Here is a 21,321-nt window from a genome sequence, read left to right on the forward strand (position 1 = left end):
GCCATAGCTCTTTTCTTTATCCGCGCAAGACGGCTTGATACGTATCTTCTAATGCTTTCAATACGTTTGTATGAACAGCCGTAACTTCTTCCTCTGTCAACGTTTGTTCCGGGTTTAAATATTGGAGAGAGAACGCAACAGATTTCTTGCCTTCTTCCATATGTTCACCCTCATACACGTCAAAAACGGAAAGGTCTGTCAATAAACGGCCACCTGCTTCATAGATGACTCGCTCCAGCTGTCCGCTTGAAATATGCTGATCTACAACAAGCGCAATATCTCTTGTCACAGCAGGGAATCTCGGAATCGCTGTATATTTCATATCCTCTGTTTCAGATGTCATCACATCTGTTAAATCAAATTCGAATACATATGTTTCTTTTAAATCTAATTCCTTTTCAATGACTGGATGAAGTGCGGCAACAAAGCCAATCACCTTTCCATTTAAGTGAACATCTGCTGTACGTCCTGGGTGAAGACCTTCACGCTCTGCTTGAACATATGTGATTTGCTCTGATACACCAAGCTTTTCAAACAGACCTTCTGCAATTCCCTTCGCTACATAAAAATCAACGGCTTTTTTCTCGCCCTGCCAAAGGTTTTTATGCCATAAGCCTGTCAGTGCACCAGCCACATGCTCTTTCTCCACCGGCTTTGCACCTTCAGCTTCTGCTAAGAAAACAGAACCCGTTTCATAAAATCCAAAGGAATCAGCCTGTCTTGCCAAGTTATATGCAACAGAATCAAGTAAGTTTGGCAATAGACTTTGTCTTAGCACACTGCGTTCCTCACTCATCGGCAGTGAAAGTCTCGTTTTATAAGCCGGATGCAATGCAAAGGCTGTGGACTTATGCTGATTCGTCAATGAATACGTAATCGCTTGAGAAAGCCCTGCACCCTCTAAGAAACGTCTCACCTTTCTACGTTTCACTTGGTATGGCGTGAGACCGCCAACTGTACCAGCTGTCGCAGGCAGTGTAGAAGGAATATTATCATAGCCGTATAATCTCGCTACTTCTTCAATGAGGTCTTCTTCAATCGTAATATCCATTCTGCGAGAAGGAACTGTCACGACGAGAACGTCATTTGATTGACCCACTGTAAAGCCTAGTTTATTGAAAATATGAATCATATCTTCTTTTGAAATACTCATTCCGAGTACTTTGTTTACACGCTCAGTTGATACATGGATGACATTCATACTTGCTTCAATATGATTTTCCTCAACAATGCCGCTTAGCACTTCACCGCCTGCATAGACGCTGATCAATTGCGCTGCTCTTTCTGCTGCTGGTTTCACACGCTGCGGATCGAGTCCTTTTTCAAATCGTGTGCTCGATTCACTGCGAAGCCCTAAGTCTCTAGATGCTTGACGGACTGTTTGACCGTTAAAATATGCCGCTTCTAAAAGAATTGTAGTCGTTTCATCACGCACCTCTGATTCAAGACCACCCATAACTCCTGCTACAGCGTGTGCTTTCGTACCATTTGTAATGACCAGATGCTTTGATGACAATGTGCGCTCTTGATCATCCAGTGTTTGAATCATTTCGTTTTCAGCCGCTTTCCGTACGACCACCTGCTTTGAACCAAAGCGGTCATAATCAAATGCATGAAGCGGCTGACCGTATTCAAGCAGCACAAAATTCGTAATATCCACGACGTTGTTGATTGGGCGGATGCCTGCATTCATCAATCTTGTTTGCATCCAAAGCGGTGCAGGCCCAACTTTTACACCTTTAATGATCTTGGCTACGTAAAGAGGGTTCGCTTCTTGATCCTCAATTTTGACCGAAATGTAGTCTGCTGCTTTCTCCGAAGCCGATTCATGTGTTATATCAGGAAGTTTGACTTCTTTTCCTAAAATGGCTGCAACTTCATAAGCCACACCTAGCATATTAAGGGCATCCGCACGGTTTGGTGTTAAGCCAAGCTCTAGTACCGCATCATCTAATTGAAGCGCCTGAAGTGCATCATCTCCTGGTTTGACATCATTCGGAAAAACAAAGATACCTTCTGCATATTCTTTTGGTACGAGTTTACTCTCTACTCCTAGTTCTTGCAGAGAACAAATCATGCCATGAGACTCTTCGCCGCGCAGTTTTGCTTTTTTAATTTTAAAATTCCCTGGAAGGACTGCTCCAACTGTTGCGACTGCGACATGCTGTCCTTTCTCCACATTCGGAGCCCCACAAATAATTTGCACAGGTGCGTCTTCTCCGATATCAACAAGACATTTGTTTAATTTATCTGCATTCGGGTGCTGTTCACGCTCAATGACATGTCCAACGACAACACCTTTGATGCCTTCACCGTTATACTCAACGGCTTCCACTTCAATACCGCTTCTTGTGATTTTTTCAGCTAATTCATCTGGCTGTATGCCTTCTAAATCGACATAGTCTTCTAACCATTTATATGAAACAAACATGTTGATTTCCTCCTCTTAGTCCTGCTTGAATTGCTTTGTGAATCTAATATCGTTTGTGTAGAAATGGCGGATATCATCAATGCCGTATTTCAACATCGCAATACGTTCAACGCCCATTCCAAAAGCAAAGCCTTGGTAAGTATCTGGATCAAATCCGCTCATTTTCAGTACATTTGGGTGAACCATTCCTGCACCTAAAATCTCAATCCAGCCTGTTCCTTTACATACAGAACAGCCTTTCCCGCCGCATTTAAAGCAAGACACATCTACTTCTACTGATGGTTCTGTGAATGGGAAAAAGCTTGGACGCAGTCTAATTTCACGATCTTCACCAAACATTTTTCTTGCGACCGTCTCTAGCGTTCCTTTTAGATCACTCATGCTAATATTGTGATCTACCACAAGTCCTTCAATCTGCATGAATTGATGTGAATGGGTTGCGTCATCGCTGTCACGTCTATATACCTTACCAGGGCAGATGATCTTCACAGGGCCTTGGCCTTTATATTTCTCAAGTGTACGCGCTTGAACTGGTGACGTTTGTGTTCTCATCAATGTATCTTCGGTAATATAGAAGCTGTCCTGCATATCACGTGCTGGATGCTCTTTTGGAAGATTTAACGCTTCAAAGTTATAGTAATCCGTTTCCACCTCAGGACCTTCCTCAACGGTATAGCCCATTCCAATAAATAAATCTTCAATATCTTCTACAACAATCGTTAATGGGTGTCTTGCCCCAATTTTAATTGGACTTGCTGGCAATGTGACATCAATGGTTTGAGAAGCCAGTTTCTTCTTCACTTCTTCTGCTTCCAGCTGTTCATTTTTTTCTGCAATGGCATTAGCAATCTGCTCTCTCACTTCGTTTGCGAGCGCACCCATTTTTGGTCTTTCTTCAGCGGAGAGTTTACCCATTCCGCGAAGGACTTCTGTAATCGGCCCTTTTTTTCCTAAATATTGTACGCGAATGTCATTGACCTCTTTGAGCGAGCTAGCTGCTTCTACCTTTGCTATCGCCTCTGTTTCAAGCTGTTTTAACGTTTCTTGCATGAGTGTAATCCTCCTTTTGATATACAAAACCGCCTGGATAAACGGCTGTTTGATCGTTTGAAGACAATAAAAAAACCCGCCCCTCCAAAAAAGAAGGGACGAGTTGTGGTCGCGGTACCACCCTTGTTAAGCACACATGTGCGAATAAGCTTCATTGACATAACGGAATCAAACGAATCCGGTTCACCTTTACGCAAAGCTTGCGGTCCCGGTGACAACTCCAGAGGTGAATTCCTGTTTCAGCATTCCTTAAATGCACTTTCAGTCTACGATGCATTCTCCCTATAAGGCCGCTCATTGAAACAATCTTCCTCTATCATGGTTTTTAAAATATTAGTTTCATTATAGTGAAAATGAGCGCATGATGCAACACTATCCGCGCAAATGATAGACAAGAACCGCTGCTGCAACAGCAACATTTAATGATTCTGCTTTCCCATACATTGGAACATATAAATTCTGGTCTGTCATTTGCAGAATGTCTGGATCAATCCCTGCTCCTTCGTTTCCTACAATCAATGCAAACGGGCCTTCTGTCGTTACGCTTCTATACTCTTTCGCATCCTTTAAGGCACTTCCGTATACGGGTATGCCTTGCTCCTTGAATGCTGAAATCGCCTGTTGAAGTGTTTGCTTTAAGATGGGCAGATGGAAATGAGAGCCCTGTGCTGAACGGAGCGTTTTTCCGTTAAAAGCATCGACCGTCCCCTCACCTAAAATCACAGCATCCAGACCAGCGGCATCTGCTGTCCGAATAAGAGTGCCCAAATTTCCCGGGTCCTGCACTGCATCTAAAAGTAAAATTCGCTCATACTTCTTTTCTTCAAATACAGGAAGTGTACAAACCGCTGCGATGTGCTGAGGCGTTTCGGTTTCTGTCATTGCAGAAAAAGCCTCTTCACTCAGTTCATAGAGCCCCATGTCAGGCTTGATGTCAGACGGAAGCATGTCAGGTGATGTGACCATTAACTCCTTCACAATCCCGCTCTTTAATGCTTCTTCTACTAAATGTTTCCCCTCAACGAGAAATAGCCCCGTTTTCGTTCGTTCTTTTTTTGTATGCAGCTTTTTCCATTGTTTAATACTTGCGTTTTTAGCTGATTCTATATATTTCAAGCGACTTTAACTCCTTTAAATATCATGAATTTATTATATCTCATGCACACTACATAATAAACCTGTCTTTGAGACAGAATAGGGCTATTACCATCAAAAAAAGGAGTGTGGACAATGGATTTTAATTTAAGAGGCGCAGTCATTCAAAACATCACTGGACATAATCAAGAGCAGCTTGAACATACGATTTTAGATGCGATTCAAAGCGGCGAGGAAAAAATGCTGCCAGGCCTTGGCGTGTTGTTCGAGGTGTTATGGCAAGAAGCATCAGAAAACGAAAAAAATGAAATTCTTGAAACATTAGAGCAAGGCTTAAAGCCTCAGCAGCAGCAATAAAAAGAAGCCGGTTTGCTTATGTATGACAGCAAACCGGCTTTTGTTCGTTTATCCAGTGATAGGTGTCTCCATCCGAAGCGCTGGATCACGCCAGATCTCGACCCATTTTTTAATAGCAAACACAATAATCACAAATCCCAAGATCAGCATGATGATCGACAAGACCGCATTAAGCACGCTGTAGCCAGACGCCTCAGGATTCAGGTATACATTGACCACCATCCAGTAGCCCGCATAATTCACGGTGACATATAAGTAAGCGAGCGGAATTAAACAAGTCAGCATATATCGCCTTTTATCTGCAATTTTTAACACAACAGTTGCTCCAATGATTAAGCCTACCGAGGCCATTAATTGGTTTGAAACCCCAAACAGCGCCCAAATGGACCCAATGTCTCCAGAGTAAAGCAAGTATCCCCACATAAAACAGGCAAGCGCACTTGCAAACACAGACCCAGGTACCCAGTCATTTCGTTTAAGCGGTTTATACGCTTCTCCAAAGAAGTCTTGAATCAAATATCGCGCCACACGCGTTCCAGCATCAATAGCTGTTAAAATAAAGACCGCTTCAAACATGATGACGAATTGAAAGAAATAAGACGCCAAATGGCTAAAGAATGGAATCCCCGTAAAGATATACGCCATCCCCACTGCTAATGTAACGGCTCCACCCGTTCTCCCCTCTAAATCAAGACCAATTTCCTTACTAAGCTGCGGAAGGTTCTCGACACTCATACCGAGCGTTCGGAACACTTCTGGTGTACTGTTAATCGCAAAATAATCTCCTGGATGAAGAGCTGTGGCGGCAATTAACGCCATGATCCCAACCAAGCATTCCACTAGCATTGCACCAAACGCTACAGGCTTCATATCACTCCATCGATCCAGCATCTTTGGCGTTGTTCCTGAGCCAACAAATGCGTGGAAACCGGATATGGCACCGCAAGCAATTGTAATTGAAATAAAGGGCCAGACAGGACCAGCTAAAACAGGCCCTCCTCCATTCACAAACTCTGTAAACGCCGGAAATTGAATGGACGGATTCACCACAAAGATCCCAGCAATCAGAGCGATGAAAACACCAATTTTCATAAAACTACTTAAGTAGTCTCTTGGTGCCAATAGCAGCCAAACTGGCAGAGCCGCAGCAAAGAATGCATAAATCGGCAAGGCGAGAGCCAGCGTTTTTGTATCAAGTGTTAAAAAATGACCAAGTGCCGTTCCTTGAATATTTGGTCCAAGGAATACACCAATCATCAGTAAAATAAACCCCGCAGATGTGGCCAGCTTTAAATTGCCTGTCTTTTTATAATAAAGACCGACCCCCATCGCAATTGGAATGGTGATTCCGACTGCAAATGTCCCCCAAGGATTTCGTTCTAAAGCATGAAGCACAACCATAGACAGTCCTGCCATTGTGATCGTAATGATAAACAGCATGGCAAGCCCAGTACAAAATCCTGCAACAGGTCCTAGCTCTTCCTTCGCTACCTCTGATAATGATTTTCCCTTTTTACGCATCGAAGCAAATAACACGACAAGATCATGTACAGCTCCGCCAATCACCGCTCCAATTAAAAGCCAAAGGAGACCAGGTAAATACCCAAATTGTGCGGCTAAAATTGGACCAACTAGTGGGCCAGCAGCTGCAATCGCAGCAAAATGATGTCCAAATGTGACCCATTTATTTGTCGGCACATAATCTTTCCCATCCTCCAGTGTGTGAGCCGGTGTCGGATGATCATCTGTGACTTTTAATACCTTGACCATCATAAATGTGCCATAAAGACGATACGCAATCGCTAAAATACACATCGATCCTATGACAATTGTAACCGCATTCATTTAACCATCCCCTTCGCATAAACAATTTGTTACAAATATAACATAAATTGATTGATTTTTCTTTCTTTTAAAACCAAGTTGACAAATATGAATAATAGGTTTATTCTTAAGTTAGCTTCACCTATTTCCATAAACTCTCTTTTGGCAGGGCAGTCTCTAGGCTCTGTCCTTTTTATTGATTTCATCTTACAAAAATAAAGGCTTGATCACATGTGCCTTATTCACTAGAAAAATGTCTCTTCATTTGTCAAAAACAGTTCTTTTGACGCTGCTTGAACAACGATGTTCATTTCCTGGGAAATTCCATGGAACAAAAAAAGCCTTTCCCCAATGCTGAGGAAAGGCCTTCCTATTAGGAACCGTACGTAATCTGCTCGACAGTTTTTTGATCGAGTCTTTTGATCACTTCTGTTAAAAGCTTCACTGCATTTTCATAATCATCCCGATGAATCATCGCTGCATGGGTATGAATATATCTACTTGGTATCCCGATCGATAGAGATGGAACACCATGACCTGTTAAATGGATACCACCAGCATCTGTACCCCCGCCAGGCACTGAATCATATTGATAAGGGATGTTCAATTCATCCGCTGTCTGGACAACAAAATCGCGAAGTCCTTTATGAGAAACCATAGAAGCATCAAATACAACGATTGTTGGTCCTTTGCCAAGTTTGCTTGTTGCTTCTTTTTCAGTGATGCCTGGCGTATCTCCTGCTACACCGACATCAATGGCAAATCCAATATCAGGCTGGATCGTGGCAGCTGCTGTTTTGGCTCCACGTAAGCCTACTTCCTCTTGAACAGTTGCGACACTGTAAGCGATATTTTCATGCTGAGCATCATGTAAATTCTTCATGACATCAATCGCCACTGCACAGCCGATACGGTTGTCCCATGCTTTTGCCAGAAGCATTTTTTCATCATTCATGACCGTAAACTCAAAGTAAGGAACAATTTGATCTCCAGGCAGCACGCCCCACTCCATCGCCTGTTCTTTGCTTGAAGCTCCAATATCAATAAACATATCTGTGATTTCAATTGTTTTTTTGCGGGCTTCTGGTGATAAGATGTGTGGTGGTTTAGAGCCTATCACACCTGTGATTTCCCCTTTTTTCGTCACAATGGTCACACGCTGTGCCAGCATGACCTGCGACCACCAGCCACCGACCGTTTGAAAACGAATATAGCCTTTGTCATCAATTTTTGTCACCATGAATCCTACTTCATCTAAGTGACCGGCCAGCATAATTTTAGGGCCATTTGCGTTTCCTTCCTTCTTAGCGATCAAGCTGCCAAGGCGGTCTGTCGAGACTTCATCTGCATATGATTCTATGTATGTCTGCATGACTTTTTTGACATCACGTTCATTACCTGGAATCCCTTTTGCATCCGTTAGGTCTTTCAGCATAGTTAATGTTTGATCTAGTTTTGTCATTCCATTTATCCTCCTTTATCTTCATGGTGCATTCTTATTATACAAAACCTCTTTCGTTCAATACGATCTTTTTATGAATATTTTTTCGTTTAACGAAATATTTTTTTTAAAAAAGTTGAAACCTTTTGGCCTTTTCATTCGTAGTACATCAGATAACGGTATTGGAGGTGCATCCTGTCATGTTTGTAATCCTCATTAGACTCGCTCTTGTTGCACTGCTTGTCTACATTTTCTACATGGCGGTAAAATTCTTCTCAAATCCGAGAAGAAAGCTGAAACAAGCGCAATTAAAAGAAGGCTTTTATTTTATGGACGAACAGCAAAATGCGCGCAAAAATTTTAATTTCGTCTATAAAGGTGTCTTGTTTGAAGGGGAAAAGCATGTTCCTTCTAAGGATCATCCTCTGTTTGTCCACTCCATTTACGTTTGGACGGAGTCACCTGAAAAGCTAAATGAATTTACATTAGAAGACTTTGAAAAACTTGAGGAAAACATCATCGAACGGTATCCTCAAACAAAAATCGATTGGGATCAGCCCATCAAAAAAATCAAACAAAAAAAAGGAGCAGACACGCCGTCATGATGGCGTCTGCTCCCTTTTTAGATGAGATGGATATATCCTAATATGAGCAACTGTAAAACAATTAAAGCAGGCATACCAATTTGAAAGGCAGTATGTTTTGTTTTATGCCGGAAATACTGCATCCCAAGAAACGATCCAGCAGCGCCAAAAAGCACCGCAGCACTCCATAGATGCGCCTCTGAAATTCTCCATTTATGTGCTTTAGCCCGGCGTTTATCCTCTCCCATAAGAAAAAAACCATAGCCATTCACTAAGATGAGCAGCAGGATCAGACCGATGTTCATTCTTTTCACCTCACATGATGAGAAAAAAAGATCACCCCTCGACGGAATGATCTTTTATATGACTTACTTGTCTAGTTGTGCTTTTGCAGCATCAGCAAGCTGATTGAATGCACTTAGGTCATTCACAGCAAGGTCAGCAAGCATTTTGCGGTTTACTTCGATACCAGAAAGCTTTAAGCCATGCATTAAACGGCTGTAAGAAAGACCGTTCATACGAGCTGCAGCATTGATACGAGTGATCCATAGTTTACGGAAGTCACGTTTTTTCTGACGACGGTCACGGAAAGCGTAGTTTCCAGATTTCATGACCTGTTGGTTTGCTACTTTGTATAATCTATGTTTTGAACCGAAATAACCTTTTGCTAATTTAAGAACCTTTTTACGACGCTGACGCGACACAGTTCCGCCTTTTACTCTTGGCATTGTAATTCCCTCCTATGATTCCTATTCCAAATTACTTAATGTTTGCAAGTTGTTGTTTGATACGTTTGAAATCTCCAGCACTTACGATTGCGCTCTTACGCAATTTACGTTTTTGCTTAGTAGATTTGTTAGCGAACAAGTGACTTGTATACGCATGAGAACGTTTAAGTTTACCAGAACCTGTTTTTTTGAAACGTTTAGCAGATCCGCGGTGAGTTTTCATTTTTGGCATTGGATATTTCCTCCCTCTGTTACTTTACTTTTCGACTTTTGGTGCAAGCATAAGGAACATGCTGCGTCCGTCCATCTTAGGTTTTGTTTCTACTGTTGCTACTTCAGCGCAAGCTTCAGAGAAACGGTCTAACACGCGCTGTCCGATTTCTTTATGCGTAATCGCACGGCCTTTAAAGCGGATAGAAGCTTTCACTTTATCTCCCTTTTCAAGGAATTTGATTGCATTACGGAGCTTCGTGTTAAAATCATGTTCATCGATTGTCGGGCTCAACCGAACTTCTTTTAAGCTAATGATTTTTTGATTCTTACGTGCCTCTTTATCCTTCTTCTGCTGTTCGAATCGGAACTTACCGTAGTCCATGATTCGGCAAACAGGTGGTTTTGCATTTGCAGCAACTAACACAAGGTCAAGATTGGCTTTAGCAGCTATCTCCAGAGCTTCCTGTCGGGATTTAATCCCAAGCTGATCGCCATTTTGTCCGATTAAACGAACTTCACGCGCACGAATACCTTCATTAACTAATTGATCTTTGCTAATAGTGAGCCACCTCCATGAGATTTTGAATTGAGTTCACAATTCATTTTGACCATTTCGTTGTATGTTTTACAGGCAAACAAAAAGTGTGGGCATATAAAACACCCACACTACGAACATTTGCATGAAAAAATAAATGTACGGTCAACCTGTCAACTACAAACATGTGTCAATCAGGTGAGAAGCGGGTGCTTCTGCTTGTGATATCTATTCAATTCGTTAACTATTCTACACAATTTTCATTTGTCCGTCAAGTAACCGAACTCTTGAAACAACTTTTTCATTTTAGCATGATGAAACGATTTGGGCAAGACTTTTTCAAACAATCACGTCATCAAAGAATGAATTGCATAAAGATTGGGATGACGATGACGGTCACAACCCCTACGACCACAACGGCGATACTGGCCATTGCCGCTTCTACTTCTCCCATCTCAATCCCAACAGAAACGCCAAGCGCATGTCCTGATGTGCCAAGTGCAAGACCTTTTGCCACTGGATTTTTAATTCGAAACATTTTCAAGAAGAAGGCACCAAGCGCATAGACAATCACTGCGTTAAATATGACCGCAAAGGCTGTAATATCCGCAATTCCGCCAATATCCTTGGCAATCGGAAGGGCAATCGCTGTCGTTGCTGCCTGTGGAAGCATGCTTTTCATGACAGCGGCATCAAGATGAATCCCTTTTGCTACGACATACACAATCGTAATGGAACAGAGTGAACCTACAAAAATAGCGGATAAAATTTGCCACCAATATTTCTTAAGGAGCGCTCTTTGCTTATAAAGCGGGATAGCAAAAGCAATTGTCGCAGGCTCTAAGAAAAACTTAATGATCCGGCCACCCTCATTATAGTCTTCATAGGAAAAGCCACCAATTTTCAAAAACAAAATGCCTAACACCATGGCAACAAAAAGTGGGGTGAATAAGAAGAAACCTTTAGACTTTTTAAATAAGAATGTGCCGATCCCAAAGGCGACTAATGAGACGACAATTCCAAAATACGGACTCATAGTACTTGTACCCATCTTATACCTCTCCTTTAATGCGTACTTGAAGCTGGTTTATTTGAATGAGAAGGAGTCGATTTAGTCTCCTGTGTCTCTTTACGTTTCTGCGGTCTTTCTGATAATTGCATTAGAAGCTGTGAAAATAGCCCTGTCGTTGCAAGTAACATAATGGTTGCAATGATAATCACACCCACTACTTGCACGCCTACTTCTTGCATGACACCAAGTGATTGAATGACCGAGATACCAGAGGGAACAAATAGAAAGCTAATGAGTCCTGTCAAGGATGTGCCTAATTGCTCCACCTGCTCAAGTTTCACGATTTTTGTTGTTAATAAAACAAATAATAGAACCAATCCAATAACGGATGCGGGCATCGGAATCGGTAAATACATTGAAATGAGATTAGAAACGAACATTACGGTTGCAAAGATAAATGCTTGAGATAGAAATCCATATACTTTTGTGGCACTCATGCCCTTTCACCTCTTTCTTCGACTGCCCTCAGTATATGGCATGAAATAAATGAATGAAGCGTTTACAATGAAACTCACCGGATTCAATGACTGAAATGCAAAAAACGAGTATTGAAATACAAACAAAAAAGCCGTCCTACTCTAGCAGGAGCGACTTCTTTAGTTCTTTCGCATATGTGCGGCTGACAGGAATGATGGACCCGTCTGTCATATGAAGATTATACGTCGAATTAAACCACGGCTGTACTTCTTTCATATGAGAAGTGTTGACAATATAGCTTCGATGGACCCTCATAAAGTAAGCCTCAGGCAGCTTCTTTTCAATCACTACAAGCGGTTCGGTTACTTCATACATGTGATCCTTTGTTTTCACGACTTTTTTTCCCTCACTGAGCCCTACATACATAATCTCTTCGACTTGCAGGATGACAATCGAGTCATCGACTGAGATGGCTAATTTTTGCTGGTGGGGAAGCTTCTCTTCTGTTAGCTGGTGCTCTTGTGTCTCAACGGATTTCCACTTTTTAAACTTTTTGATGGTTTGCTGAAGCCGCTCTTCATCAAATGGCTTTGTTAAGTAATCAAGGGCACTCACCTCAAACGCCTTCAGCGCATATTGATCAAAGGCTGTAGCAAATACAATCGCTGGCGGATCAGACATCCGGTTGAGCCGTTTTGCAACATCAAATCCGTTCTCACCAGATAAGTCGATGTCTAAAAAGAGCAAATCAGGCTTATGATCTACCATCCGGTCAAAAGCAGATTCTATATTTTCTGCTTCCTCTATTTGAACATCCTCTTTCGTTCTTCGTAATAAGTATTTTAATTCGTCTCTTGCTAAAACTTCATCATCTACGATTAATACCTTCATCAACGAGAATCATCCTTTTTTACATAGTCCATTGGAATGTGAAATGAGATGTCAGTGCCTTTGTCACTATGAATGGTTAAAGCGGCTTGTCTGCCAAAAATCCCTCTTAATCGCTGGTCTAAATTATAAAGTGCCGTACCCGTTCCTTCTTTTGATTCTACAGGCGCCTTTAATAGCTGAGCCATCTTGTCATCCTCAATCCCCTGTCCATTATCTGTTACTTTCACATATACATGCCCCTCTGTCATCAAAGCGGATACGATGACTTCACAATTCGTTTGATGTTTAGGAAAAGCATGTCTCACCGCATTTTCAACAAGGACTTGAAGCACAAAGGGCGGAATCATCACCTGCTCCAGCTCTTTTTCAATTTGAAAGGTCACATGGTACTTATTTGGAAACCTTGCTTGTTCAAGTGACAAATAAGCCTCTACATGCTGAATCTCTTTATGCATTGGGATCAGCAGCTGGCGGGCGCCTTGCAAGTTTGAACGAAAATAAATACTCAGCTGCAATAGCAGCTTTCTTGCCATCTCCACATTGGTTCTGCATAAAACAGAGATTGTATTAATGGCGTTAAATAAAAAGTGTGGATTTACCTGTGCTTGAAGTGCTTTGATCTCTGCATCTTTTAACAGACGGCTTTGGGTCTCTGCCTCCCCAAGCTCAAGCTGTGTGGAAAACAGCATCGCTAAACCTTCTGCAAGCTCCTCTTCCACCCTGCTTAATCCGACCGGCGAATTGAAATACATTTTTAACGTTCCGATCGTTTGAGCGTTTGACGTGAGTGGGAGCACAATCGCCGCTTCAAGAGGGCAATGGGCGACTGAACAATTAATTTCGTCTTTCGAATGCGCCTTCATAATCTTTCCACTCATCAATACTTGCTTAGACAGCCCTGTAATCAGGCTTTTAGATGGAATATGATGATCCGTTCCATCTCCGACATGTGCTAAAATCTTTTCTGTATCTGTTAAGGAGACGGCATCTGTTTCTGTTAATCGATGAATGATCTCCGCCACACTTTTACAGGACTGTTCATTTAATCCTTGCCGGAAAAAAGGAAGCGTTTGATCTGCGATAGAAAATACACGATGTGTCTGCATCGCCTTAGCCTGCTCTTCTTGTCGAATCACTGACTGCAAAATAGATAAAAAGATAAAGCTTCCGATTCCATTCACAAAGATCATCGGCAACGCAATAATGCTCACAAGCCCCCAAGCATCAGCAAATGGCTTGGCAAACAAAAGAATAATGATCATCTGTAATGATTCCATCGCAACACCAAACAATGCTGCTTGGCGAGGTGTCACCATTCGATTCTTCCGCTTAAACCGGCTGCCGACATAGCCCGCAATCACACCGGCTAAAATCGAAGAAATCGCACAGCTCAGCGCCGTGCTCCCCCCTAGTGAATAGCGATGGATCCCAGCTAAAAGCCCTGCACCAATGCCAACAAAAGGCCCCCCTATCAAGCCGCCCATTTCAATCCCCATGATTCTTGTATTGGCGATAGAGCTTGACGAGCCGAGATGATATGAAAACTCATGATTCATGATCATCTGCTGCTGGATTTCGATCCCTGTGTAATTGCTGATCATACTAAAAGAAGCAAAAACAAAGACAAGGATTGCCTTTTTCCGAAATCCTTGGTTGTGAAGCAACAGATTGCGAAAGCCCTTCACATGGGCAAGCACGAACCCTAAAATAACGATGATCCCCACACGCTCGATCATCATAATGATTAAATGAAGCAAACCGGCCACCTCAATTGATGTATGTGATATCTATTGTCTTTCTATTCTATCATGTGCGGTCAATGATCAAAGATCTCTCAAATCTTTTCTTTATTGCCCTCACCTTCTATTGTAAAATGAACATGAGCCTGTCAGATGCAATTGAAGGTAACTACATACATAACAAGGGAGAAGATCATGAAAGCCGTATTTTTCGATTTAGATGATACTTTGCTTTGGGATGAAAAAAGCATTCACACAACTTTTCAGGAAACATGCCGGGAAGCAGAAAAGAAATATGGACTTGATCCAGAAGCATTTGAACAGATTGTACGTGAAGAAGCAAGAAAGCTGTACTCTTCTTATGAAACATATGACTATACTGTCATGATCGGAATTAATCCTTTCGAAGGACTGTGGTCAAATTTTAGTGAACCGATTAGCGAAGGCTTTCAAAAGCTGAACGCTCTTGCACCAGAGTATCGAAAAAACGCTTGGACAAACGGCTTAAAGACAGCGGGAATTAACGATGAGGCATTTGGACAATACTTGGCTGATTTTTTTGCAGCAGAACGCAGAAAACGCCCGTATGTCTATGAAGAAACGTATCCTGTTTTAGACCGCCTGAAAGGCAGCTACGAATTACTCCTTTTAACAAACGGGGACCCTAGTCTTCAAAAGGAAAAGCTTGCAGGTGTACCGGAGCTTGCGCCTTATTTTCATGAGATTGTGATTTCAGGAGATTACGGGAAAGGCAAGCCTGACCCTGGCATCTTTGAGCACTGCCTCCAGCTATTAAACGTAACAAAAGACGATGTCATCATGGTTGGAGATAATCCTAAAACAGATATTCTCGGGGCATCTCGCGTTGGCATCCAAACCGTTTGGATTAATCGCCATGGCAAGAAAAATGAAACAGATGTGACACCAGATTATGAAATCAAAGACTTACATGAATTGTTTGATATATTAAAGTAGAACCAAAGAGAAAACACCCTTCTCCTTTCGAGATAGGGTGTTTTTGTATCCTCAGCTAAACAATTGCTGCTAGGCTTTGCGCTTGCCTGTCTAAGCCGCGGGCAGCTTCTCCCACATTGATGAATTCTTCGCTTGCCTGCTTCACAAGATCCCGGTTTGAAAACACACTTGTCTTCGCCCGGCTCGTTCCGCTGCTGACCTTTTCTACTTCTGCATGAATCGCCTTCACATATTGATCCACCTTTACGATCGCTTGTTTTGAATCTGTCGCAAGCTTTCGAATTTCTGTCGCTACGACACTAAAACCATTTCCATAGGAACCCGCATGTGCAGCTTCTATCGCCGCATTTAATGCGAGCAGCTGCGTTTGTGAGGCAATGCTGTTAATGGTCGTAGCAATTGAGCTGATGGACTCTACCTGCTCTGATAACCCCTCTAGTAAGCTCATGTTTTGATCTGTTTCATTGGCGATATGGTCAAAGGATGCATTGACACTTTGACTATGCTGAATGCCAATTTCTGCTCGTTCCATTAATTTTGCAGACATCACCTTCAAATCTTCTACGACCTGCTTCATTGTATTTTCTCTCTCTGTAATATCTGTTGCCACTTTCACGACAGCCACTACGTTCCCCTCTTCATTACGAACAGGTGTATACGTCGCTTCAAGCCATAAGCTGTCACCGTACTTGGTGATCCGCTGCACTTTTTCCTGAAAGATTTGCCCCTCCTTCAAACGCTTCCAAAACATTTGATAGCTGGCGTGTTCTGCAATATGCGGTGGGCAAAACTGTCTATGCTTTAGACCGACCATCTCTTCCTTAGAATATCTCATAGCTTTTGCAAAAATTTCGTTGACCCACAGCACTTCACCTGTGACATCAAATTCAATCATTGCAAGTGAGTCCTCCAATGCACGAAGAACAGCTGATTGCTCCAATACTTGTGATGATACAGTGTTTGTTGTTTGAATCATCGCTTTTCATTCCCCCAATTTGTCTCTAACTAATAGTACATACTTACCCATACTTTCGTACTATCTAAACGTATCATTCAAGAAATGGGATCACCAGTGGAGAATTTTTTCCCTAAAGAAAAAGCCAGTGATCTCAAGGGTGAGATCACTGGCTGCTTAAATAAAAGAATTATTTTTTCGCTTCTGCTACTGCATGTTTCACAAAAGCTTCAAGATCCATTGTTTCTGAATCTTGTTCACCGTATTTTCTTACATTAACAGCGCCATTTTCTGCTTCTTGATCCCCAACGACTAGCATGTACGGAATCTTTTGCATTTGCGCTTCTCTAATTTTGTATCCAATTTTCTCATCACGGCTATCAAGCTCTACACGTAAGCCTTCAAGCTGCAAGCGTTCTTGCACTTTTTTCGCATAGTCTAGATGAACAGATGGTGAAACCGGGATGATTTGGAATTGTACAGGTGCCAGCCATGTTGGAAGGGCTCCTTTGTATTCTTCAATTAAGAAGGCAACGAAGCGCTCCATTGTGGAGACGACCCCTCTATGAATAACGACTGGACGATGGTGCTTTCCATCTTCTCCGATATATGTGAGATCGAAGCGCTCTGGAAGTAAGAAGTCAAGCTGCACAGTGGACAGCGTCTCTTCTTTTCCAAGAGCTGTCTTCACTTGTACGTCAAGCTTCGGTCCATAAAATGCCGCTTCGCCTTCTGCTTCATAGTAGTCATGACCAAGCTCGTCCATTGCATCTTTCAGCATCGACTGTGCTTTATTCCACATCGCATCATCGTCGAAATACTTCTCTGTATCCTCTGGATCACGGTAAGATAGTCGGAATGTGTAGTCATTTAAGCCGAAGTCTTGGTACACTTCTTCAATTAAGCGAACTGTACGAATGAACTCGTCTTTGATTTGATCTGGACGAACAAAGATATGTGCATCGTTTAATGTCATGCCGCGAACACGTTGCAGGCCAGATAAGGCACCCGACATTTCATAGCGATGCATTGTACCAAGCTCTGCAATACGAATTGGCAATTCACGATAGCTATGCGGTTCATTTTTGTAAATCATCATATGGTGCGGACAGTTCATTGGACGAAGGACAAGATCTTCGTTGTCCATTTCCATCACCGGGAACATATCTTCTTGATAATGCGCCCAGTGGCCTGATGTTTTATACAATTCTACATTCGCAAGAACTGGTGTATACACATGCTCATAACCAAGACGCACTTCTTTATCGACAATGTAACGCTCAATCACACGGCGAATCGTTGCCCCTTTTGGCAGCCAAAGCGGAAGACCTTGACCAACCTTTTGAGAGTTGGCAAACAGTTTCAGCTCTTTTCCAAGTTTACGGTGATCGCGTTCTTTTGCTTCTTCAAGCAGGCGTAAGTGTTCGTTTAAATCTTCTTTATTGAAGAAAGCAGTCCCATAAATACGCTGAAGCATTTGATTGTTGCTGTCGCCTCTCCAGTATGCACCTGCAAGGCTTAACAGCTTGAACTCTTTGATTTTCCCTGTAGACGGCAAGTGAATCCCGCGGCACAGGTCAAAGAATTCACCCTGCTCATAAATCGTGACAGCTTCGCCTTCTGGAATCGCCTCTAATAGCTCAAGCTTCAATTCATCACCAATCGCTTCAAAGCGTTTTTTCGCTTCTTCTCTTGATACTTCAATGCGCTCAATCGGCAGATTACTGTTAATGATTTTTTTCATTTCTTTTTCAATCTTTGGTAAGTCTTCAGGTGTAATGGCAACATCGATGTCAACATCGTAGTAGAACCCATTTTCGATCACAGGACCTACGCCAAACTGGACGTGATGCTCTTTTCCATAAATACGTTTAATCGCCTGCGCTAGTAAATGCGCTGTGCTGTGGCGCATAATATCGAGTGCTTCATCACTTTTATCTGTGATGATCTCGATTGTTCCACTTTCTAATAGCGGCGTACGCAGATCTATTTCTTTGCCGTTCAATTTACCGGCAAGCGCTTTTTTCTTTAGGCCCGGGCTAATTGATGCCGCGATGTCTTCTGTTGTTGCTGTTTTGTCAAACTCCTTGACTGCTCCATCTGGAAATGTAAGTTGAATTTGTTCTGACATCTCTGGTCACTCCTTTTTTTGGCAATATAAAAACCCCGCCCCCTGGAAAGGGACGAGGTTGAATAAACGGAATCGTGGTTCCACCCTTTTTCCCGTATTTGCAGCTTGCTTTTTCATAAGCAAATACGGCTTGTGGTTCGATAACGGGAATTCCCGTCAGCTATTACTAAACAAGTTCACAGCTGATGTTCAAAGGTGGTAAAGCAAATGGTCCTCTGCTAGGAAGCTTTCAGCCGCGGCTTCCCTCTCTTTAAGCGGGTGTTCATTTGTTCATGTCCTTATCAATACGGTCTCTGTATGAAGTTACACCGTATTATAAAACGTTTTTTCGTGAAAATCAAGAAAGCTTTTCACTTTTCTTTTCCAAATGACCATGAACAAATTGAACATTTTGTTCATTAAACGAATGAGGTGGGAACACCTCGACCCTTTCTTGAAAAATATTTTGAATGGTTTGCACCATCGAGTGACCTGTGTCATTTGTAAACAGGTCAATCTTTTGCGGAGCAATGGAAACAAGCGGTGCAATCAGCTGCGAATCAATATACATTGGATGCTCTCTTACAAACTGTCTGTCTATGTATTGTTTTTGATCACGCTCAGAAGCGTAGCGAAATTCCCAAATCACCAGGCGATCCCGATGCACAACATGTACTTTTTCAAGCTTGGGCTTTCTTTCCATCACATAGTCTCGAAGTGATTGAATAAAGTTTTGATATTCTTGTTCCATTTTGTATTCTTCAATGGACACTTCAACATAATTCTTCAGCCTTCGATCATACTCTGACAGCCTAAATGTCATAAATGAACCAATTGAAAAAATACCTTGCTGTAAAGAGATCGTCTCAAGCTCCTTTTTTAACAGGGCTTCTCTTGGTGGATCTTGATGAATCCCGGGAATATCATCTATATCCCCTTTCATGATGCTATGGGCGATTGAAAGAATTTGGTGCTGCTCTTCGGGATCTTTAAATAGGTATGTGTTTTCAAGGATGCTACGCATGCGCTCATTTTCTTTGCATTCCAAAAAAAAGTGAACCAGTAATGGCCGCACGAAGTGCTCAAGTGATTCATCTGATTCCTTCGCCTCTATGAGAAGCCGGTCTTTCCCTTGTTGAATTGACATGTGATGCCGACTGTCCAAGTGTTCAGCAAGATGTAAAAAAGCGGCGGTATCATATTCATCTTCAAAGATTATTTCAAGCATGTTTGTCCCCCCTAACGACATCTGTTACATATATATGGGGAGAACATAAAAAATAGACGCCTAAAATAAATCAGGCATCTTTCTTTTTAAAATCAGTGGAACTGAGATAAAGATCAAATAAATCAAACAAACAATTGCTAAGGCGGCATAATTGCCGCTAACAAAGCTTGACCCAAGGACATTTAGCGCAACCGTACCCGGTATTAAGCCTATAAAGGTCGCCGCCGCAAATGCACGATATTGAGCATGTGAGGCTGCTGCCGCATAGCTGACAAAATCAAAATGAATAGGCGCAATACGCAATAACAAAATATAAAGAAACCCATGCTCCTGAATCCGGGACGTCACCGCTTTCAGCTTCCGGCTGCTTGCATTCGTTTCATTCTTCTTTGAACGGAAGGTTGAAGTAAGCCAAAAAGAGCCTGTTGCGCCAGCTGTAGCACCGACGAGGGCATAAATGGTCCCAAGGACACTGCCGAATGCCAAACCTGCTGCTAGCGAGAATACAGTAAGCGGGACAAGGACAAACGGACGAAAAAGTGATAAGAAAAGAAAAACAAAGGGAGCCAGCATCCCAAATTGAAGTATCCAATTCTTCACATCTTTCGGCGCCAGCTGAAGATGATGTTTATTCAGCCACCATAGCGTAGCAACGAGAATGCCAATCACGAGAAAAAGCAGCCATTTTCTTTTGTTCATCTCATCCGCTCCTCCTTCATGTGACGTACGCTTTTATAAATGACGGCGATTTTCTCCTTCAAGCATGACTGGCTCTGCTAAATAGATAATCCGTTCCATTAAACGAGCTGCTTTGACCTCTTCTTTTTCTCCGCGCTGCGAGTACGTAAAGTGATGCTTTAGTTCACTCGGTGAGAAATTAGAAGAGAAGAAAGTCGGTAGCTGTTCAGCCATACGATATTGTAAGATCGTTCCTAGCAGTTCATCTCGTACCCAGCTTGTCATCGACTCTGCCCCAATATCATCAAGCATTAAGATAGGCGTTGATTTGACCATATTCAGTTTCTCTTCCAGTGTATGATCGGCTAACGAATTTTTTAGCTCTCTCACAAATTCAGGCACGTATACAAGGAGAGATGGGTATTCTTTTTCCGCTAGCTGCTGCGCAATCGCTGCTAGAATAAACGTTTTGCCTACCCCAAATTTTCCGTGTAAATACAAGCCTTTTCCTTTACCAGTCTCATCATAGCTTTGCAGGAATTGGCCTACTTTTTGGATGACTTCTTGTCTTCCCGTGACGGTCAGATCAGCGAACGTCGCTTGAAGAACATTCTGCGGAATGTACATGCTTTTCATGAGCTCTTGCTGTTTTTTCTGTCTATCGAGGCGCAGCTTGACTGGACAAGGGGAATATTCAATATCAATACTCTGACCTTTGATCACAAGCTTCGGATGATACCCATCTAAAATGGCATTTACGTTCTCTTCCTCTAAGCAGTAAGAGCAACCCTTCGATTGCTGAACATATTCAAAGAGCCGATTCAAGCTGCGATTAATCATGTCTTCTTGTATCTCTTCTTGATGCTCCTTTAAAAAGGCTTTTACATCTTCATCAGCTAACACACTTTCTTTGATCTGATTGTATCTCACGCGAAAATCTACTCGTCCCTTTAGCTGTTCAAATGAACGACCAATCGGTTTCATCTTCATCTCACCTC

General features: G+C 42.3%; 21 protein-coding genes and 2 other annotated features. Of the genes, 3 read left to right on the forward strand and 18 right to left on the reverse strand.

What is annotated here, in order from left to right:
• Window positions 1-16 precede the first annotated feature (16 nt).
• The 3 genes from pheT to C6W18_RS04645 all read right to left on the reverse strand — a co-directional run bounded on the left by pheT (window position 17) and on the right by C6W18_RS04645 (window position 4,597).
• A complete protein-coding gene (pheT, locus tag C6W18_RS04635; RefSeq protein ID WP_105926247.1) occupies window positions 17-2,431 on the reverse strand; it encodes a phenylalanine--tRNA ligase subunit beta in 2,415 nt (804 codons plus the stop codon).
• Window positions 2,432-2,446: 15 nt separating this feature from the next.
• Entirely contained in the window at window positions 2,447-3,481 is a 1,035-nt protein-coding gene (gene pheS / locus C6W18_RS04640; RefSeq protein ID WP_034320883.1) for a phenylalanine--tRNA ligase subunit alpha, read from the reverse strand.
• Window positions 3,482-3,853: 372 nt separating this feature from the next.
• Entirely contained in the window at window positions 3,854-4,597 is a 744-nt protein-coding gene (locus C6W18_RS04645) for a TrmH family RNA methyltransferase (RefSeq protein ID WP_105926249.1), read from the reverse strand.
• Between the two features lie 114 nt (window positions 4,598-4,711).
• Here C6W18_RS04645 and sspI point away from each other — a divergent pair, with 114 nt between their 5' ends.
• Complete coding sequence (gene sspI, locus C6W18_RS04650) at window positions 4,712-4,933, forward strand: small acid-soluble spore protein SspI (RefSeq protein WP_024425725.1); 222 nt, start codon at window positions 4,712-4,714, stop codon at window positions 4,931-4,933.
• A gap of 48 nt (window positions 4,934-4,981) precedes the next feature.
• On the opposite strand, the gene cstA is transcribed toward sspI, so the two are convergent.
• Together cstA and C6W18_RS04660 are read right to left on the reverse strand one after the other, a co-directional pair.
• Window positions 4,982-6,778, reverse strand: a complete 1,797-nt coding sequence (cstA, locus tag C6W18_RS04655; RefSeq protein WP_105926251.1) for a carbon starvation protein CstA — start codon at window positions 6,776-6,778, stop codon at window positions 4,982-4,984.
• A 352-nt stretch (window positions 6,779-7,130) separates the two neighbouring features.
• Complete coding sequence (locus tag C6W18_RS04660) at window positions 7,131-8,219, reverse strand: M42 family metallopeptidase (RefSeq protein WP_034320889.1); 1,089 nt, start codon at window positions 8,217-8,219, stop codon at window positions 7,131-7,133.
• Between the two features lie 179 nt (window positions 8,220-8,398).
• Between C6W18_RS04660 and C6W18_RS04665 the strand changes: the two genes are divergently transcribed.
• Complete coding sequence (locus C6W18_RS04665; protein WP_105926253.1) at window positions 8,399-8,803, forward strand: sigma-w pathway protein ysdB; 405 nt, start codon at window positions 8,399-8,401, stop codon at window positions 8,801-8,803.
• Window positions 8,804-8,820: 17 nt separating this feature from the next.
• On the opposite strand, the gene C6W18_RS04670 is transcribed toward C6W18_RS04665, so the two are convergent.
• The 8 genes from C6W18_RS04670 to C6W18_RS04705 all read right to left on the reverse strand — a co-directional run bounded on the left by C6W18_RS04670 (window position 8,821) and on the right by C6W18_RS04705 (window position 14,395).
• Window positions 8,821-9,087: a DUF1294 domain-containing protein gene (locus C6W18_RS04670; protein WP_105926255.1), complete on the reverse strand. Its 267-nt coding sequence runs from the start codon at window positions 9,085-9,087 to the stop codon at window positions 8,821-8,823.
• Between the two features lie 63 nt (window positions 9,088-9,150).
• Window positions 9,151-9,510, reverse strand: a complete 360-nt coding sequence (gene rplT, locus C6W18_RS04675) for a 50S ribosomal protein L20 (protein ID WP_003216409.1) — start codon at window positions 9,508-9,510, stop codon at window positions 9,151-9,153.
• Between the two features lie 31 nt (window positions 9,511-9,541).
• On the reverse strand, window positions 9,542-9,742 hold the full coding sequence (gene rpmI / locus C6W18_RS04680; protein ID WP_003216324.1) for a 50S ribosomal protein L35: 201 nt from the start codon (window positions 9,740-9,742) through the stop codon (window positions 9,542-9,544).
• A 24-nt stretch (window positions 9,743-9,766) separates the two neighbouring features.
• Window positions 9,767-10,282, reverse strand: a complete 516-nt coding sequence (gene infC / locus C6W18_RS04685) for a translation initiation factor IF-3 (RefSeq protein WP_034320896.1) — start codon at window positions 10,280-10,282, stop codon at window positions 9,767-9,769.
• 71 nt (window positions 10,283-10,353) lie between these two features.
• Window positions 10,354-10,485: a sequence feature (ribosomal protein L20 leader region), on the reverse strand.
• A 128-nt stretch (window positions 10,486-10,613) separates the two neighbouring features.
• Window positions 10,614-11,309 carry an antiholin-like protein LrgB gene (lrgB, locus tag C6W18_RS04690; RefSeq protein WP_189318028.1) on the reverse strand — a complete coding sequence of 232 codons (696 nt, stop codon included), beginning with the start codon at window positions 11,307-11,309 and terminating at the stop codon, window positions 10,614-10,616.
• Between the two features lie 14 nt (window positions 11,310-11,323).
• Window positions 11,324-11,767, reverse strand: a complete 444-nt coding sequence (lrgA, locus tag C6W18_RS04695; protein WP_034320899.1) for an antiholin-like murein hydrolase modulator LrgA — start codon at window positions 11,765-11,767, stop codon at window positions 11,324-11,326.
• 136 nt (window positions 11,768-11,903) lie between these two features.
• A complete protein-coding gene (locus C6W18_RS04700) occupies window positions 11,904-12,641 on the reverse strand; it encodes a LytR/AlgR family response regulator transcription factor (RefSeq protein WP_105926257.1) in 738 nt (245 codons plus the stop codon).
• Window positions 12,638-14,395: a sensor histidine kinase gene (locus C6W18_RS04705; protein ID WP_105926259.1), complete on the reverse strand. Its 1,758-nt coding sequence runs from the start codon at window positions 14,393-14,395 to the stop codon at window positions 12,638-12,640. The genes C6W18_RS04700 and C6W18_RS04705 overlap by 4 nt, the downstream gene beginning before the upstream one ends.
• Before the next feature lie 177 nt (window positions 14,396-14,572).
• Between C6W18_RS04705 and C6W18_RS04710 the strand changes: the two genes are divergently transcribed.
• On the forward strand, window positions 14,573-15,352 hold the full coding sequence (locus tag C6W18_RS04710) for an HAD family hydrolase (RefSeq protein ID WP_105926261.1): 780 nt from the start codon (window positions 14,573-14,575) through the stop codon (window positions 15,350-15,352).
• Between the two features lie 55 nt (window positions 15,353-15,407).
• Here C6W18_RS04710 and C6W18_RS20510 read toward each other — a convergent pair whose 3' ends face one another.
• The 5 genes from C6W18_RS20510 to dnaI all read right to left on the reverse strand — a co-directional run bounded on the left by C6W18_RS20510 (window position 15,408) and on the right by dnaI (window position 21,307).
• A complete protein-coding gene (locus C6W18_RS20510; RefSeq protein ID WP_105926263.1) occupies window positions 15,408-16,328 on the reverse strand; it encodes a methyl-accepting chemotaxis protein in 921 nt (306 codons plus the stop codon).
• Window positions 16,329-16,497: 169 nt separating this feature from the next.
• Window positions 16,498-18,438 (reverse strand): threonine--tRNA ligase, encoded by a 1,941-nt coding sequence (gene thrS / locus C6W18_RS04720; RefSeq protein ID WP_105926265.1) that lies wholly within the window; start codon window positions 18,436-18,438, stop codon window positions 16,498-16,500.
• Window positions 18,439-18,483: 45 nt separating this feature from the next.
• Window positions 18,484-18,732: a binding site (T-box leader), on the reverse strand.
• 43 nt (window positions 18,733-18,775) lie between these two features.
• On the reverse strand, window positions 18,776-19,645 hold the full coding sequence (ytxC, locus tag C6W18_RS04725) for a putative sporulation protein YtxC (protein ID WP_105926267.1): 870 nt from the start codon (window positions 19,643-19,645) through the stop codon (window positions 18,776-18,778).
• A 60-nt stretch (window positions 19,646-19,705) separates the two neighbouring features.
• Window positions 19,706-20,344: a TVP38/TMEM64 family protein gene (locus C6W18_RS04730; protein WP_034320919.1), complete on the reverse strand. Its 639-nt coding sequence runs from the start codon at window positions 20,342-20,344 to the stop codon at window positions 19,706-19,708.
• A 33-nt stretch (window positions 20,345-20,377) separates the two neighbouring features.
• A complete protein-coding gene (gene dnaI / locus C6W18_RS04735) occupies window positions 20,378-21,307 on the reverse strand; it encodes a primosomal protein DnaI (protein WP_034320922.1) in 930 nt (309 codons plus the stop codon).
• Between the last annotated feature and the right edge of the window lie 14 nt (window positions 21,308-21,321).

The sequence above is a fragment of the Bacillus sp. LLTC93 genome (assembly GCF_002993125.1).
Lineage (GTDB): Bacteria > Bacillota > Bacilli > Bacillales > Bacillaceae > Bacillus > Bacillus zhangzhouensis.

What these genes read in the sequence shown, in the direction of transcription:
- pheT (WP_105926247.1), bottom strand. Translation starts at nt 2,431, where the DNA reads ATGTTTGTTTCATATAAATGGTTAGAAGACTATGTCGATTTAGAAGGC.
- pheS (WP_034320883.1), bottom strand. Translation starts at nt 3,481, where the DNA reads ATGCAAGAAACGTTAAAACAGCTTGAAACAGAGGCGATAGCAAAGGTA.
- sspI (WP_024425725.1), top strand. Translation starts at nt 4,712, where the DNA reads ATGGATTTTAATTTAAGAGGCGCAGTCATTCAAAACATCACTGGACAT.
- cstA (WP_105926251.1), bottom strand. Translation starts at nt 6,778, where the DNA reads ATGAATGCGGTTACAATTGTCATAGGATCGATGTGTATTTTAGCGATT.
- C6W18_RS04660 (WP_034320889.1), bottom strand. Translation starts at nt 8,219, where the DNA reads ATGACAAAACTAGATCAAACATTAACTATGCTGAAAGACCTAACGGAT.
- C6W18_RS04665 (WP_105926253.1), top strand. Translation starts at nt 8,399, where the DNA reads ATGTTTGTAATCCTCATTAGACTCGCTCTTGTTGCACTGCTTGTCTAC.
- C6W18_RS04670 (WP_105926255.1), bottom strand. Translation starts at nt 9,087, where the DNA reads ATGAACATCGGTCTGATCCTGCTGCTCATCTTAGTGAATGGCTATGGT.
- rplT (WP_003216409.1), bottom strand. Translation starts at nt 9,510, where the DNA reads ATGCCAAGAGTAAAAGGCGGAACTGTGTCGCGTCAGCGTCGTAAAAAG.
- rpmI (WP_003216324.1), bottom strand. Translation starts at nt 9,742, where the DNA reads ATGCCAAAAATGAAAACTCACCGCGGATCTGCTAAACGTTTCAAAAAA.
- lrgB (WP_189318028.1), bottom strand. Translation starts at nt 11,309, where the DNA reads ATGGGTACAAGTACTATGAGTCCGTATTTTGGAATTGTCGTCTCATTA.
- lrgA (WP_034320899.1), bottom strand. Translation starts at nt 11,767, where the DNA reads ATGAGTGCCACAAAAGTATATGGATTTCTATCTCAAGCATTTATCTTT.
- C6W18_RS04710 (WP_105926261.1), top strand. Translation starts at nt 14,573, where the DNA reads ATGAAAGCCGTATTTTTCGATTTAGATGATACTTTGCTTTGGGATGAA.
- C6W18_RS20510 (WP_105926263.1), bottom strand. Translation starts at nt 16,328, where the DNA reads ATGATTCAAACAACAAACACTGTATCATCACAAGTATTGGAGCAATCA.
- thrS (WP_105926265.1), bottom strand. Translation starts at nt 18,438, where the DNA reads ATGTCAGAACAAATTCAACTTACATTTCCAGATGGAGCAGTCAAGGAG.
- ytxC (WP_105926267.1), bottom strand. Translation starts at nt 19,645, where the DNA reads ATGCTTGAAATAATCTTTGAAGATGAATATGATACCGCCGCTTTTTTA.
- C6W18_RS04730 (WP_034320919.1), bottom strand. Translation starts at nt 20,344, where the DNA reads ATGAACAAAAGAAAATGGCTGCTTTTTCTCGTGATTGGCATTCTCGTT.
- dnaI (WP_034320922.1), bottom strand. Translation starts at nt 21,307, where the DNA reads ATGAAACCGATTGGTCGTTCATTTGAACAGCTAAAGGGACGAGTAGAT.